The organism is Protofrankia sp. Cr2 (assembly GCF_963555885.1).
GTDB lineage: Bacteria > Actinomycetota > Actinomycetes > Frankiales > Frankiaceae > Protofrankia.
The window spans coordinates 1-15,138 of the sequence record NZ_CAUVXG010000007.1; the positions used below are offsets into that span (position 1 = coordinate 1).

Genomic DNA, 15,138 nt, shown 5'->3' on the forward strand with positions numbered 1-15,138 from the left:
ATCATTGAGGACCACCTTCTCCAGTGTTCTCTGTCCACGTCTCCAAAAGCAGCGGCGCTGCATCTGTTCGGATACACACCGAAATCGCGGTACCGTTCCGTTCAGCTGAACCGAATCGGCGACGACCGCAGGATGATCTCCGGCGGCCGCCTTCCGAGGATTCATGCCGAATGCTCGACAAGCACATGGTCGAGCGCTTCCGACTCGACCATCGCCGTCATATCCGGTCGGTGCGCCGCAGGGTGGTCCGCCCGACTTCTGTACACTATCCGATCAATGAGCAGGAACCGCAGCACGAACGCGACGACCAGGGTCAGCAGAGTTCCGGTTCCGGCGCCGAGCCCCCACTTCTCCACGAAGAAGGCGAGCAGCGGCAACCGAAGGACCAAGTCGCTGCTGTTGAGCAGCATGAACGGGGCCATCCGGCGCCGCCACGAGCCTTTCCGATCATGCCAGACGAGCAACTCGCAACCAATGAAGTTCCACACGTTGGCGATCTGTGTAGCCACGATGGCGGCAATGATGTAATGTAATCCGACGGCGGTGAGAGCAGCGGTACTGAGGATGTTCGGTATCAGACCCGTGCCACCGACCAACGCAAACCGCGCCGCTCGCGGGACCCTGAGCCAGAACAGATGCCGGATAAAACGCAGCCCCTCGAATACAGAGGCATTGGACTCACCCGCGTGCCGTTCCGCGAAGGAGTACGGGACTTCCGCCACGCTGACCTTGTCGGTGCGGACAAGGAGCTCAAGCAGTATCTTGTAACCGCTCGGCTGCAACTGGTCGAGATGGAGCGCGTCGACCCGGACCAGAAAGAATCCACTCATCACGTCGGTCACACCCCGCAACCGCCGGGGGAAAACCAGCCGGGAGATAGCATTCGCACCGGATGACACGAGTCTGCGCACACCGCTGGCCAGTCCCGCAGCGTCCCCGTCCCCGCGGTACCGGCTGGCGATGACCATGTCCGCCTGCTTGGCGACCGCGGCGTTATACAACGTCTGCAGAGCCTCCGGTGGGTGCTGGAGATCACCGTCCATCACGACTGCATAAGGAGAACGCGAGAGGCGGAGCCCGTCAACGACGGCACCACCGAGCCCTCCCCAGCGCAGGGCGGGTGAACGATGGTACAGACGCACCGTCACGTTAAAGCTCTGCCTGACAGCTTCGATCGTCTGTGGGGTGCGGTCGGTGGAGTCATCCACAAAGAGAACTTCGGCGGCCATACCCTCGAGCGCCGCGTCGACCCGCTTCAGGAGCGCACTGACGTTGCCGGCTTCGTTTCTCGTCGGCACGATCACCGTCAACTGTGGCCATACCTCGGATTTCGCCGCCGAACGTGGCCCGGCGGCTCCATCAAGCGCAGGCTGCTGCGCCACCGGACCCGGCAGCACTTCCCGCCGCGCGGCTGGAACTGCTGGAACGGCTCCGGCAACGATTCCAGCCGACGCCCGACGCGCCGACGTCCGACCCGCCGACGGTTTTATTCTCCGGCTCACGCTACCCCCGGTTCCGGTTGTTCTCATACCGAACTGGAAGGCATTTTTCGACCACCCACAGTCCGTTCGGTGCCACTGTCCGGTTACGCTGCCGAGTCATTTGAGCACCTTTCGGATCTCAACAGCCGTCGGGCCCGTACCGAAACGCGCGACCACCCTCGAGTGCTCGACCGCGGTGGCCATAATGGTCAGCCCGAGTGTCGAGATGTCCTGCCGCATGAATGGCGTGAGGACGACGTAGTCCAGGTCCTGCCAGCCTCCCGGTAGCTCCTCCTTCGCCGCCGTATCAAGATCCAGTTTGTAATACCAGATCGTGCGCCAGGGCGAGGAGAAACCCGCATGGTACACGTCCTGCCACATCGTGTTGTCCACGACGACCCGGCTGTCTCGCGGAATTGCCGGGCTCCGCAGATAGGCCACTGCGGCAACATGCTCAACGTTGTTGGACGCGGTGAAGGCTCTGGAGATCCCCGGCTGCCATGCGATTCCGAGCACCAGAATCCCAAGGGTCAGAGCCACGACCAGACCGCCCTCACCGAATCGCCGAACCGGCTTGGCGAGCCGGTGGGCAAGCGACCATGCCTGGTCTGCGATCCCGCCCACGCACAGCGCAAGAAAGGGTAACGCCACGATGATGAACATCTGTGGCAGGTAACCCTTTCGCAACAAGGTAATCCCCAGCAACAGCACCACCAGCCCGATCGGCCGCAGCCGGCGGACGAGGAGCGCGAGGACGGCGGCGACCGCGCCCAGAATGAGCAGCCACTTGTCGAGGTATGCCCAGCCGAGCACGGTGGTGCGGGCTGACGCGGACGGATCGAACACCGAGCCCGAGCCCGCGCGATCCACGAACTGAAACTTCATCGCAGCCTGCAGCGACACGTGGATCGGGCCGGCGAAGAGCTCACCTTTCAGTAGAGCCATCAGCGGATAGACCAGAGCAATGAGAATGAAACCCAACCAGAACCCCACGGAGGCGAAGTCCCGGGTCTTCACATAACTGGACTGCCAGCCTGCGAGCGCGACGGCCGGCAGAAGCACGGCGGTGGTCTCCTTGGTCAGCACAGTGCCTGCCAGAAGGACTCCGGCCAGCACGTAGTGCCAGAGGTGCCGGCGGGGGGTGCTGGCGAAATAGAAGGCCGCGAGGAGCCACGGAATCGCGAGGTTGTCCAGATAGACCTGGCGGAGAAATGTTACGGAGATCGGTGAGCAGACGAACAGGAGAACCGCGAGAACGGCGAAGGGCCGGCGGATCCGTAGCCGACACGCCAGCAGGTAGAGCATCACGACGGAGGCGTCGGCGTAGAGGACCACGATGGCACGCCCGGCTGCGACGGTCAGCGGACCCCCATGAAAGATCGGGATCCAGGAAAATGCAGCCAGTTGTATCCAGCCGAACGGCGGGTGGTCGTACCAGTAGGTGTACGGTGACAGCGAGCCGTGCGCCCGCACCCATTCAGCCTGCGAGAGGTAGGTTCCCTCGTCATCCTGGACGGTCGGGTAACCGTGGAGGTTGACGAGAAGGACGACGGTCGTGATCGTCATGAGCGCGACGATGATGGTCATGTCCAACCAACGCCGCCGGGGCCGATTCGCCGCTGCCACAGGTGTTGGGACGGCGGTCACGACCGGCTGTGGTAGGACTGCGGTCGTGGACACGTTCAGATCCTCCTGACTGTGTCGTCGGCGATTGTCGGTGTGCTCAGATGTGCGCCGACGTGAGCGGTCTTCTCCCACTCGAAATTTCCGGCGAAGAAACGGAAGGCCGATCGGACGGCCGCCCACGCGAGAACCAGTTGATAGGCAGGCATGAAGAACACGAGACTGGCGTAGTCACGTACCCGGATGCGGAAGTCGTAATCCTGCCCGAAGGCTCGGAGGGCGACGACGTCGAACCCGAGCATGGCAATCGTCGGGAGGGTCGGGAGAAAAGACGTCAACGCAATGATCATCGAGAACTTGCCGATCACAGCAGTCAGCAGGGCCACCGGGAGCACCAGTCCCGAGAACGCCTGGCTCATGGGCTGCAGGAGGGTGAAGCGGGCCAGGTTGCGCGCACGACGCGTCGGCAGCTTTCGCCAGTCACCCTTGTAGAGAACCTGTATGAACCCGAGATTCCACCGGGTCCGTTGCTTCACCAGGGCGTATATCGAGTCGGGTGTCTCCTCCCGGGTGACCAGACGGGGGTCGAAGGCAACGCTGACCTTGCGGCCGAGCGCGGACAGTCGAACGCCGAGGTCGCAGTCCTCGGCAAGGCAGTCACCGTCCCATCCGTTCACTTCGTTGAGGAGCGCTCTTCGGACGAAGACGGTATTTCCACCGAGCGGGATGAACTGCTTCTGGGCATGCATGTGCAACCGGGAGCGAAACCAGAAATAGTACTCCAGACAGTTACGGAGCGAATACCAACTGGACTGGAAGTTGATGAGCTGGACCGCACCCTGAACGACGTCGGCGTCATTTGCCTGAAATACTTCGTCAACATGGACGAGCAGTTCGCTGGCCGCCAGGGACTCCGCGTCGAAGACACCGACTATGTCGCCGGTACAGTCAGCCAGAGCGGTGTTCAGCTGGCGCGGTTTGTTCTTGACCTCCGAATAGTTGACTGAGATCTTCAGGCCGGGATATGTCTCCGCAATCTTCTGGGCCACCGCCACGGTCGAGGGATCATCGTGACCGACGGCCAGAACGATCTCCACTTGTGGATGTGTCTGATCGACGAGACGAGTGATTGTCGCTCGCAGGACCGACTCGTTCTCGTGTCGGGCAGGAACAATGATCGAAAAACTGTGGCAAGGTTCCCGGATGGCCGGCAGGTAGAAGGTTCGCTGGTAAGTCTCGGGCGTGCGCCACGCGTAGAGCATCCACCACAGATTGGCGCCGGACGTTACGAACAGCGTGAGAGCGATGACAACGATTGCTGCCGAGATGAGGGCAGACAGCAAGATCGTTCCTTTCACATTATGGGCATTGACTACAACCCATGATCGGGTGGTGAGCTACCAGGCTCCGTGGTGGATGGATCAACAGCGAGGTGCGCGGAAAAATGAAGATCCCGGACCGGTTCCCAGTTCAGGCCGGCCTCCGGCGACCGCCGGCACGGGTGTGCTCACAGGCCGCTTGTGCATGCATTTCTCGTGCTTCGGAGCTCCGCCGTGACCGACCACACGTATCCTGTTCGGCGAACATGCGGTATGCACGAGGGGACGTCGACTACACTCGGTTTTCAAGCAATAAAGGAATGTCATGTGAATAGTTGGCGACCGTTGCGCTCGCGAGATACCCCACGCGCGCTGTGCCGTCCGGACTGAAGGCGGTCACCCGAGACACGTGCTCCACCGTCCAGCTCCCGTCAGGTGCCTGCTCGGGGCGGATGGTCGGCAACCCGAGAGCGGTAGCGTAGCCTGCGATGTCCGTCCAGCTCCCGGTGAGACCGACGAAGGAAACATCGAACTGGTTGAGCCATCGACGGATCGTCTGAGGTGAGTCATGGTCGGGATCCGTCGTCACAAACACCACAGTCGTCCCTGCTCGAACAGCCGGAGTCTGTTGATTGAGGGCCGCGGCGATATCGGCTAATGTTGTCGGACAGACGTCCGGACATTGGGTGTAGCCGAAGAACACAAACGTCAACTTGCCCGCGGTTGCCGACCGTACATCAAATGGAGATCCATTCGTGTCGGTGAGATGAGTGGTCGGCTGGGCGACAGTAGGAGTCAGCGGACGGCCCGCGAGGGGCACGGTTGCGCTTGCCTTCTGCCCGGCCACGGCTGTTGATCCGGATGCCGACCCGCATGCCGCAACAAACAGAACCAGTACAGCGCCGGCGATCGCGGCGTTCACGTGCCGCACGGGTGCGGAGTCCTGCCGCCACGTGCCGACCTTGTCACCGGGTAGCCAACCCTGAAGAACGGCCACTTCCAGGTCATCCCCCCACGCACTCCCCGCTCCATCGGTCGACGAATCGGCTCCTGGTGACGTACGGTCGATCGATGTGGTACGTTCTGCAAATAGAGTCCAGCTGATCCGTCGGAGTCCGGCCCCCACCGGCCACCAAAAGATCTCCGCGCCAGGCGCGAGTCGAATAGGGCATGTCGTGACGTCCCCCCAAAAAAGCGGTCCGCACGCGATGCTAGCAGGAGCCGCGGCCTTTGTCCCAGGACGAATAAATCAACGCATCCCCTGCATCTCGACTTGGGCGACCCCGTTTGAGCGACAAAGAATCAGCGGGTGGGGTGTCACCACCGACCCGCGGTCGCGGTCGACGGCCTTCTTGCCAGCCGATTCAGCCGGATCATGACCGCATCCGGGGAAGTGCCGGTCGCTCTTAGACTCGCGGTAGACATTCACCAGGGCGTAGCCAGGTGATCGCAGTAAATCGCCGCGTTGATGAATTCGTGTCGGACGATCGGGACTCTCATGTGATGCCGCCGTCCGCTCCGCGATGGACGCCTACGGTTCCATCGCGAGGACGCCTGGAAGATCGGCGAAACGTGCCCTGGAATCACGACTGACGATGATCCGTCCGGTCTCGGTCGCATGAGCCGCGATGATCAGATCATGGATGCCGCAATGCAGTCCGAGCCGACGCGAGGCCGCGATGAGACGAGCATGATGGACGGCTGTGTTCGCTGTGTAGTCGAGTACGTCCAGCACGGACATCATGGCGGACAGCGATCGCGAACGAGCGGCTGCCCTGGTGGCGGTGTCGGCGAGCTCGATCCCGACGCGGTACTCAGCGATCGACACGGCTGCGACCGCAAGCTCGTCGTCGTCCAGAGCGGATCTGTCGATAGTTCCTCGTTCGTAGGCGATCAGGATGTTGGTGTCGAGAATCAGACGGCGGCCCACGGGTCACCCTCGTCCGCCGTGAGGTAACCGACTGCCTCCGCGACACTCTCCTCGAAGGTGTCGTCCGGCGGCGTGGTGCCGAGAAGCGCGGCTCGAAGGTCAGCTCCAGTCCTTCGGCGCGCCGGCCCGATCTCCGCAATTGGATGATTACCACGCGTAATAGTGATGGTTTCGCCGGCCTCGATCGCGTCAAGCAAGTCCGAAAACCTCCGAGACGCCTCGGTCGCCGTGATGGTTCGCATGGTCTCCATTCTATCTGATAATCAGATCACCCACCGCGCATTCTTCAACCGGTCGGCTGACGCGTCAGCTTCGGCCGGGCGAACCAGCGCACCAACAGACCAACGGCGGGCGCGACAACGAGTGACAGGGCGAAGATTCCCGCGGCCGTGAGCACGATCGCGCCACCTGCTGCGACGCTCCACTGTCGGCTGACCGCGAGCCCGATCGCACCGCTGGCGATCCCGACTGCGATCGCGACGGCGGTCATCGCCCCGACGCTCCTGCACCACAGCCGGGCCGTGGCGGCCGGCGCCACGATCAACGCAACCGACAGGATCGTCCCCACCGCCGGTACCGACGTGACGATGGTCATCTCGATCAGTAGCAGGAGGACCAGGTCGAGCCGGCCGGCCGGGTAGCCGGCCGCCACCATGGCGTCCCGATCGAAGGCTCCGAAGACCAGCTCCTTGCCCAGCAGCGCGAGAAGCGCGAGGACCACCGCGGCGGTGACGCCGGTGGTGACCACAGCAGCGGGCTGCACAGTGAGAATGGAGCCGACGAGGTAGGCGGTGAGGTCCTTGGTGAATCCCGCCTGCGCGGACAGCAGCAGCACACCCAGTGCGAAGCCGCCGGAGAGCACGACGCCGGTGACGCTTGCGTTGTCGCCGCGTGCTGAGAGCGCGGCCACGGCGAGGACCACCAGGACACCGAATACCGCCGAACCGAGGTACAGGTTCAGACCCATGATCGCCGCGAGCACCACGCCGGGGAATGTGGCGTGCGTCATCGCCATGGTGAAGAAGCTCAGCCGGCGCAACACCACATGTACGCCGACAGCGCCGCACAACGCGCCGACGAGCACGGCTTCGAGTAGCGCACGACGCGTATAAGAGTCTGACAGCAGGCTCGTGAAGATCATCGGATGTCTGCCCCCGTCGTCGGCCCGGCTGGCGCGAGCAGACCATCCGATGATTCGCCGACTGCCGCCGCATCCGCCGGCAGCAGCCCCCGCAACCGGTGCCCCCGCAACCGGTGCCCGCGCACGAACCGGCCAAGCGGCCCGACCACGAGCGCGAGCAGATAGAACACGACGAGCGCGAGCACGACAGTGGCACCCGATGCCAGCCGAACCCCGTGGTTGATCGACGCCTCGTAGCTGGCGACGAGCCCCAGCCAGCCGCCGAGCATACCGACTGTGATCGCAATTGCCGGCAGAAGCACCAGCCGGTCGGACAGCAGGCGGGCCGTCGCCGCCGGGACGACGAGAAGGGCGATGACGAGAATCGTCCCGACGGCCTTGACCGCGGCGACGACGACGACCGCGATGACGAGGTTGAGGGTGAGGTCCAGCAGGCCGACGCGGTAGCCCATCGCCCGCGCCGCCTGCGGGTCGAACGCCCGTAGGACCAACTCCTTACGCAGCGCCAGCAGCACCACCGATACCCCGACGACGACCACCGCGGTCTGGATGAGCTGGGTGGCGTCGACGGTGAGGACCCGGCCGAACAGGAAGGCGGTCAGGTCCGCGGTGTAGGAACGCCGGCGGGAGACAAGCACGACCCCGAGCGCGAAGAAGGACGTCAGCAGGATGGCGAGCGCGGCATCCTGGTTCACCCGCCGGTTGGCCGTCAGCGCGGTGAACAGCGCTGCGGACAACACCGCGAAGGCGAGCGCTCCCGGCACGATGCCCGATTCCCCTGACACCAGGTAGCCGATGACAACCCCGGGGAAAACGGTATGGGTAAGCGCATCGGACAGGAACGCCAGGCGCCGCAAAACCACGAACACCCCGACCACGCCGGCCACAGCGCCCAGAAGCAGCACCTCGACCAGCGCCCGCTGCATGAACGGAAGCGCGAACGGCTCGACGAGCAGCCGGTTCACCATCGCCGGTCTCCCCTGTCTCCCGTTACCCGCCGGGTCGTTACCAGCCGGGTCGTTACCGGCGGCCTCACGAGTGGGCGACGATCACATTGTCGACATGCACCTGAAGGGCGGCCCCACCGTAGGCGGCGCGAAGCCTGTCCGGGGTCAGCGTGGCCGAGGTCGGGCCGAACCCGAACTGATGCCGGTTGAGCAGACAGACGTCGTCGCAGGCAAGGTGCACCAGCGAGAGGTCATGGGTACTGACGATGACCGTGGCGCCGGCATCGCGCAGCTCACCGAGCGCGCGCAGCAGTGCTTCCTGCGAGACCGCGTCCACGCCGTTGAACGGCTCGTCCAGCAGCAGCAGCTTGGGCTGCTGGGCTATTGCCCGCGCGAGCAGGACGCGTTGGCGCTGCCCACCGGACAACGTGCCGAACCGGTCAGCGGCCCGGTGTGCGAGCCCAACCGCAGCCAGGGCCTGCGCGGCGATGCGCCGGTCGGAGCGGCCGGCCGGGCGCACCCATCCGATCGTGCGGTACCGGCCCATCAGCACGACCTGGTGGACCGAGACCGGGAATTCTGGATCAAGCGTGTCAGCCTGCGGAACATAGGCGACGTCCCGACGGGCCCGGGCCGGTGTCCGGCCGAGCACCTGAATCGACCCGCCGACGACCGGGACAAGCCCGAGCATCGCCTTGATCAGGGTCGACTTGCCGCCGCCGTTCGGCCCGATGAGCGCGACCGTGCTGCCGACCCGCACCACGCCGTCCACATCCTCGACAACGGGTTCCCGGCCATAGGCGAGGGTCGCCCGGTCGAAGAGCACCGCGGTCGGACGATCACTGGCCGGGTCCGTGTCCTTACGGACGGCCCCGACATCCATCTGGGGATCCATCGCCTGTGCCCTCACATCAGCGCCCCGACGATCGTTTTGGTGTTGTGCTCTTCCATCTGCAGGTAGGTCGCACCGTCGGAGCCCTCCGGGCCGAGCGTGTCACCGTACAGGGCATCCTCCCCCGCCACCACCTTGACACCGGCTTCCCGACCGATCGTCTGGGCCGTGTTCGGTGGCAACGACGACTCGGAGAAGATCGCTTTCACGCCGGTCTTCTTGATCTCACTGACGAGATCGTCGACGTCCCGACCGGACAGTTCCGCTGACGTGTCGAAACTTGGAATGATCGACCCGACGAAGGTCAGCTGATACCGGTCGACGTAGTAGCCGAAGGCGTCGTGGTTGGTCACGAGTTTGCGATCGGCGGGTAGCAGGGAGTTGATCTGCCGCGCGATGTCCGCGTCAAGGGCGTCGAGCTTGCCGTCATAGGCGGCGAGGTTGGCCTGGTAGGTCGCGGTACCGGCCGCGTCGCCGGCGGCGAACGCCTTCTCGATGTTGGCTGCCATGATCTTCGCGTTCAGTGGGTTGTGCCAGATGTGCGGGTCTCCAGCCTTCTCCTCGTCGTCACCGTTACCCGGCCGGATCTTCACGCCCTGGCTGGTGTCGACCCGCGTGCCCTTGAAATTCGCGGACGAGATCGCACTGTCGAGCCACTTCTCCAGACCCACGCCGTTGGCCACGAGAACGTTCGCCTCGCCGATCGCCTTGACATCCGCCGGCGACGGTTCGTAGTCGTGCGGGTCGACATTGGGCTTGAGGATCTGGGTCACCTGGACCCGGTCACCGCCGACGACGCGGGCGAAGTCGGCGACCTGGGTGGTGGTCGCAACCACCTTGAGCTTTCCCGACGCCGTGGCAGTCGCCGACACGGAGCCATCCGCGCTAGAACCACCACCAGAACTACAACTGGCAATCAAGACAACACCCACGGCGAGACCGATGGTGCCAGAGGCGAGACGGAGCCGTGTCACACGCAAGGGAAACTCCAACATGAAGGCGACGATAATCATAATGGAAACGGTTCCCGGTTCGGATGTCAAACCGGGTACCACCCGGGCGCGCCTCGCCGTCTGAACCCAAGATTCACAACAGGGCCTGAGACGCAATATGATCACTATCGGCAGCTGGCATGGCCATCACGTCAGCAACGGCCGGGCACAGCCCAGCCGTTGCTTCGGATCGAGATAACGGTTACGCGAAGCAGCCACAGACTGCCGTGCAGCCGGTTTCAGACCCCGTCATCCGCCTCGGGCTGGGCGGAACTGTCCGACTGGCCGGCACCGCCGGACTGGCCGAGGCTGTCGATCAAACCGCTGAACGCCCCGAGCCCCCCGAACGCCCTCGTCAGGTCGCTGGGAATGATCCAGACCTTGTTCGCGTCACCCGCCGCGAGACGCGGCAGGGTCTGCAGGTACTGGTAAGCAAGGAGCTTGCGGTCCGCGTTGCCTTCATGGATCGCCTGGAACACCGTGGCAATGGCCTGGGCCTCACCCTGGGCAGAAAGAATCTTCGCTTCCCGCTCGCCCTGGGCTCGCAGGATCGCAGCCTGTTTTGCGCCCTCGGCGCGAAGAATCTCGCTCTGCTTGACGCCCTCGGCCGACAGAATCGCCGCCCGGCGGTCTCGCTCGGCACGCATCTGCTTTTCCATCGAATCCTGGATCGACGGTGGCGGCTCAATTGCCTTTATCTCCACCCGGTTCACCCGGATGCCCCACTTACCGGTCGCCTCGTCGAGGACACCCCGCAATCGCGTGTTGATCTCATCGCGGGACGTCAGGGTCTGCTCCAGGTTCAGGCTGCCAATCACGTTACGCAATGTGGTGACCGTGAGCTGCTCGATCGCACGGATCACATCAGCGATCTCGTAGGTGGCCGCCCGTGGGTCGGTGACCTGGAAAAAGATAACGGTGTCGATACTGACGACAAGGTTATCCTCGGTTATCCTCGGTTATTACCGGTTGCGGCGGAAACGTCACCACCTGTTCTCGCAGGTCAACGCGCTCCCTGATCCGGTCCACCGCGGGGATGACGATCGCGAGGCCTGGGCCGAGGGTCCGGTGGTAGCGGCCGAGGCGCTCGACCACGACCGCGCGGGCCTGCGGTACCACCCGGACGGCTCGGGCGAGGAACACGACCAGTACGAGCACGACGACAGCGGCCGCGATCAGCCCTGCCATCAGGACGGCCCCGCTGCCATACCCGAGACCTCCACGGGCATCCTCATCACAGCAGCGCCTCCGGTCTTCCTACGTTCACAACTCCGCGGGATGGACGACGGCTGTCGCGCCGTCGATACGCAGCACGCGGACGCTGGTGCCCGGTTCGAGCGGCTGGCCCGCAATCGTCAGGCGTGCCGACCACACCTCACCGCCGATCTTGACCCGACCGTCGTCGCCGTCAACAGACTCCAGAACAACGCCGGTCCGGCCGATCAGCGCATCCATACCCATCGCGACGGCTGGCGACTGGTTCAGATGGCGGCGCGCGACGGGCCGCAGCCCGAGCAGAAGCGCGACAGAGGTGGCGGCGAACGCCATGAGCTGCGTGAGAACACCGCCTCCGACGCCCGCCACGATCGCGGCGACGAGGGCGGCGATCGCCGTCATCCCGAGGATCAGGGCAAGCGTCAGCATCTCACCGACCCCGAGGGCTCCGGCGATCACCAACCACCAGAGCCACGCTGACATACCATCATCGTAGGCACCGCGGGACCTGCTGTGAACACGCCCTAGGGGCCTGGCTTCACCGGGCAAGGCAGCGGCGGTCGGGGACGACCGCGCGAACGGTCAGCCGGTGTTGCCGCGTGTCGCGCCGTGGCGCGAGAAACGTCGAACCGGCCGGGCCACTGTTCGTGGCCCGGCCGGCGGCATGTCAGGACGGGTTGAGAACGTTGACCGCCTGTCCGTTGAAGAGCGGGACGCGCTTGCCGTCCCTGATCTCCGAGAACTGCACATCGGTCGAGAAGATCCGGTTGTCCGGGGAAATGACCTGAACCGGCTTCGCAAAGTTGACCTTGGTGAGCGGCGGGTAGTCGATATCACCAGCCGTGTTAAGTGCCTGCGCCAGGTTCTCGCCGTCGATCGTGGTCAGCTTGGCGGCGAGATCGGCCACCAGGTGGGTGGCCCCCCACATGATCAGAGCCTCGTCGGTCAGCTCGTTCTCGGCCGTACCGTTGGCGATGGCCTCGTCATGGAACTTCTTCACCGCCGGGACGGTGGTATCGGTCACCGCCGGGTTCTGGGCGACGAGGACCAAGCCGGTGGCAGCCGCGCCCAGTCGGTCGATTCGCTGCTGGCCGACCTGTCCCGATCCATAGGCCACGGTCGCGTTGTTGCCGGACTGGCGCAGCGCCTGCGTCAGTCGCTCAAAGGCGGCACCGCCGAGCACGGCCTCGATGCAGTCGGTGCCGCTGAGGTTGGCTGCGTAGGTCGTGAAGTCGGTGGCGGTCGGCGGGATGAAGACGTTCTTGGGAGCCGGCAGGTTGTACGGCTTGAGACCCATGTTGATCAGCGAGGCCGAGTTGCGGCCGGCCGCGATGTCGACGATAGCGGCCCCCGGGGTCTTCTTACCGAGCTTGCCGCAGGCGGTTCCACCACCGGCGACCTCGATGACACCGGAGATGAACGGGTAGGAATACAGGCTCTTCAGCTCGCTTGCGCTGTTCGGGGTCGCACCGACTACCGGGATCTTCGCCTTCTCCAGGATCGGCATGTAGCGGTCACCGTTCGCGGAGGTTCCGGTTACGAACAGATATTTGCCACTGGCCGCCTGGTTCGCACAGTCGGCGGCCTTGTTCGGATCGAACTGGTCGTCACAGATGGTGACTTCAAAGGGCCGCCCCTTGACGCCACCCGCCTTGTTGATCGCGGCCACGGCCGCCTTCACCGCGGGCGGGATGTCGGTGAACGCCTCCGACGGTCCGGACAGCGCGGTAATGACCATGACCTTGATCGGTTCACCGGTCGGCTGACTGGCCGTGGCGGTAACGACCGATTTGGGCGCGTCTCCGGTCGAGTTGCCCCCACATGCCACCAGCGCAAGCGCGAGCGCACCCGCCAAGCCCATGGTGATTGGTAACTTCCTGCGCACAGTCTGATTCCTCCTGTGACATAATTGATCAACAACAGATGTCTGTGACATCGGTTCAACCCCGCTGTCACCGTTCTGGCGATTCCAGGCGATTCCAGGCGAGTCACCGGCACCGCGATCCGCCAGTGACGTTGCACAACATCTATGCGCCCCGGGCCCCCATATCCAAAAACGACTTCAAGAACGACCGGCAATAGGGGCGCGGCGTCGCGAGGCTACGCACGCACCTCCTGTCATCGCTACCCGCCCACCGCTACGCGATGCACGGGTACCCCGGCTCGTCGGTCGACACCCAACACCAGGGTGACTCCCTCCTCGCACTTCGCGATGCACGCACCCAGCCCCGCTCCTTGATCTACTCTCCTATTGCCGAACGCTCTAAGCGGCTAATGATTGAGCCAAATGTGATGTCTCGGGGAGTGGCCGTCAAGCCCCATCGCCCAACCAACGCTCCGCGGTCCTCCCCGAGTGGTCACCCCCGGCCCCACCTCACGGGGATCCAGCGAGCCGGGGTCGGGGCCGGGGCACGCACCTCGCCACATCGCTGCGCGATGCACGGGTACCCTGGCCCGTCGCTCAACGCCCAACACCAGGGTGACTCGCGCCTCGCGCCTCGCGATGCACGCACCCCGGTCCCGCTCCTTGATCCACGCCGCTATTGTCGGGCGCTCTAAAGCAGTTGTGCCAGAATATGAAAAGGGACTGAACTGCTCTGGACAGCCAAGGAGGTACGGCGACTGCCGGCGTCACACTGGATGGGTGAGTGGCCTGACAACCACCGGTGATCCCAGTCGCAACAAGCGACGCCGTAGTTACGATCGTGGCAGAACCACCCGTGACGCCCTGATCGCGACGGCTGAACGCCTGTTCGCGGAACGGGGTCTCGACGCGGTTTCACTGCGCGAGATCGCCGCCGCTGCCGGTAGCCACAACACCGGAGCAGCCCAGTACCACTTCGGCGACAAGGAGCGACTCCTCGAAGCGATCTTCGAACATCGCGCGACCGTGCTCAACGCACGCAGATCGGTACTGCTCGCCCGAGCCACGGGCACCGGCACGGCCCAAGCCACGATTCAGGCCACAGTCGAGGCCATCGTATGGCCGCTAGCGGAGCTGGTCGGTTACGGTCAGTACGTCAGTTTCCTGGCCCGGCTTCAGGCCGACCATGCACGTGATCATCGCATCCGCCGGCCGGAGAGCGGCATGGACACCACGTTCCGCCAGGCCCGGGACATCCTGCGGCATGCTCTTCCCACGCTGCCGGAATCGGTGTTCCGGCGCCGATTCAACCTTGCGATGCGGATGGCCATCGCCGCGCTTGCCGACTACGAACGCGTCCACGCCACCGAGGCGCAACCCGACGCCGCCACGAACCTCGCAACCGATCCCGCCGGTCGCGACCCAGCTGGCCCGCCCTCGGACGGGGAACTGCACGATCTGGTCACAGACCTGACCGAGGCCATGTCGGGGATGCTGGCCGCCCCGTCCTCCCGAACAACCACCGGCGCCGTTCGCTCCGGCGAACGCCGTCTGCCCACAGTGGACGCCTCCCATGCGGATTGCCAGTCCGGCGAAGATGCGGAATCATGCTCCACACCATCAGAACAGCTACCGAACAGACCGCGATGAAGGAGCTGACGCAGAAAAGGACTCCTTCTTGACGGGGAGCGGTACGGATCTGAGTGGGCTGGAGTACGGGGCGGGTAGCGTACT

Annotated in this window: 13 protein-coding genes and 1 pseudogene; 1 reads left to right on the plus strand and 13 read right to left on the minus strand. The window is 64.4% G+C overall.

Annotated features, from left to right (window positions below):
• Positions 1-161 precede the first annotated feature (161 nt).
• The 13 genes and pseudogenes from U9978_RS05665 to U9978_RS05725 all read right to left on the minus strand — a co-directional run bounded on the left by U9978_RS05665 (position 162) and on the right by U9978_RS05725 (position 13,425).
• Positions 162-1,529 (minus strand): glycosyltransferase family 2 protein, encoded by a 1,368-nt coding sequence (locus U9978_RS05665; RefSeq protein WP_322759980.1) that lies wholly within the window; start codon positions 1,527-1,529, stop codon positions 162-164.
• Between the two features lie 69 nt (positions 1,530-1,598).
• Positions 1,599-3,068: a glycosyltransferase family 39 protein gene (locus U9978_RS05670; RefSeq protein ID WP_322759981.1), complete on the minus strand. Its 1,470-nt coding sequence runs from the start codon at positions 3,066-3,068 to the stop codon at positions 1,599-1,601.
• A gap of 95 nt (positions 3,069-3,163) precedes the next feature.
• Positions 3,164-4,447 carry a glycosyltransferase family 2 protein gene (locus U9978_RS05675; RefSeq protein ID WP_322759982.1) on the minus strand — a complete coding sequence of 428 codons (1,284 nt, stop codon included), beginning with the start codon at positions 4,445-4,447 and terminating at the stop codon, positions 3,164-3,166.
• 268 nt (positions 4,448-4,715) lie between these two features.
• On the minus strand, positions 4,716-5,345 hold the full coding sequence (locus U9978_RS05680; protein ID WP_322759983.1) for an SCO family protein: 630 nt from the start codon (positions 5,343-5,345) through the stop codon (positions 4,716-4,718).
• Between the two features lie 609 nt (positions 5,346-5,954).
• The gene (locus tag U9978_RS05685; RefSeq protein WP_322759984.1) at positions 5,955-6,353 is read right to left on the minus strand and encodes a type II toxin-antitoxin system VapC family toxin; all 399 of its coding nucleotides are present in this window, start codon (positions 6,351-6,353) and stop codon (positions 5,955-5,957) included.
• On the minus strand, positions 6,338-6,595 hold the full coding sequence (locus U9978_RS05690) for a type II toxin-antitoxin system Phd/YefM family antitoxin (protein ID WP_416210863.1): 258 nt from the start codon (positions 6,593-6,595) through the stop codon (positions 6,338-6,340). The genes U9978_RS05685 and U9978_RS05690 overlap by 16 nt, the downstream gene beginning before the upstream one ends.
• 44 nt (positions 6,596-6,639) lie before the next feature.
• Positions 6,640-7,494, minus strand: a complete 855-nt coding sequence (locus tag U9978_RS05695; RefSeq protein ID WP_322759986.1) for a metal ABC transporter permease — start codon at positions 7,492-7,494, stop codon at positions 6,640-6,642.
• Positions 7,491-8,462 (minus strand): metal ABC transporter permease, encoded by a 972-nt coding sequence (locus tag U9978_RS05700; RefSeq protein ID WP_322759987.1) that lies wholly within the window; start codon positions 8,460-8,462, stop codon positions 7,491-7,493. Before U9978_RS05700 ends, U9978_RS05695 begins: the two co-directional genes overlap by 4 nt.
• A gap of 64 nt (positions 8,463-8,526) precedes the next feature.
• The gene (locus tag U9978_RS05705) at positions 8,527-9,324 is read right to left on the minus strand and encodes a metal ABC transporter ATP-binding protein (protein ID WP_322759988.1); all 798 of its coding nucleotides are present in this window, start codon (positions 9,322-9,324) and stop codon (positions 8,527-8,529) included.
• 23 nt (positions 9,325-9,347) lie between these two features.
• Positions 9,348-10,205 (minus strand): metal ABC transporter substrate-binding protein, encoded by an 858-nt coding sequence (locus U9978_RS05710; RefSeq protein WP_322759989.1) that lies wholly within the window; start codon positions 10,203-10,205, stop codon positions 9,348-9,350.
• A gap of 359 nt (positions 10,206-10,564) precedes the next feature.
• Positions 10,565-11,513: pseudogene (locus U9978_RS05715) on the minus strand (SPFH domain-containing protein).
• Positions 11,514-11,588: 75 nt separating this feature from the next.
• Positions 11,589-12,023, minus strand: a complete 435-nt coding sequence (locus U9978_RS05720) for an NfeD family protein (RefSeq protein ID WP_322759990.1) — start codon at positions 12,021-12,023, stop codon at positions 11,589-11,591.
• Between the two features lie 184 nt (positions 12,024-12,207).
• Complete coding sequence (locus tag U9978_RS05725; RefSeq protein WP_322759991.1) at positions 12,208-13,425, minus strand: ABC transporter substrate-binding protein; 1,218 nt, start codon at positions 13,423-13,425, stop codon at positions 12,208-12,210.
• Between the two features lie 759 nt (positions 13,426-14,184).
• On the opposite strand from U9978_RS05725, the gene U9978_RS05730 reads away from it, so the two are divergent.
• Positions 14,185-15,054, plus strand: a complete 870-nt coding sequence (locus U9978_RS05730; protein WP_322759992.1) for a TetR family transcriptional regulator — start codon at positions 14,185-14,187, stop codon at positions 15,052-15,054.
• Positions 15,055-15,138 lie beyond the last annotated feature (84 nt).

What these genes read in the sequence shown, in the direction of transcription:
- U9978_RS05665 (WP_322759980.1), bottom strand. Translation starts at nt 1,529, where the DNA reads ATGAGAACAACCGGAACCGGGGGTAGCGTGAGCCGGAGAATAAAACCG.
- U9978_RS05670 (WP_322759981.1), bottom strand. Translation starts at nt 3,068, where the DNA reads ATGACCATCATCGTCGCGCTCATGACGATCACGACCGTCGTCCTTCTC.
- U9978_RS05690 (WP_416210863.1), bottom strand. Translation starts at nt 6,595, where the DNA reads ATGCGAACCATCACGGCGACCGAGGCGTCTCGGAGGTTTTCGGACTTG.
- U9978_RS05695 (WP_322759986.1), bottom strand. Translation starts at nt 7,494, where the DNA reads ATGATCTTCACGAGCCTGCTGTCAGACTCTTATACGCGTCGTGCGCTA.
- U9978_RS05700 (WP_322759987.1), bottom strand. Translation starts at nt 8,462, where the DNA reads ATGGTGAACCGGCTGCTCGTCGAGCCGTTCGCGCTTCCGTTCATGCAG.
- U9978_RS05705 (WP_322759988.1), bottom strand. Translation starts at nt 9,324, where the DNA reads ATGGATGTCGGGGCCGTCCGTAAGGACACGGACCCGGCCAGTGATCGT.
- U9978_RS05720 (WP_322759990.1), bottom strand. Translation starts at nt 12,023, where the DNA reads ATGTCAGCGTGGCTCTGGTGGTTGGTGATCGCCGGAGCCCTCGGGGTC.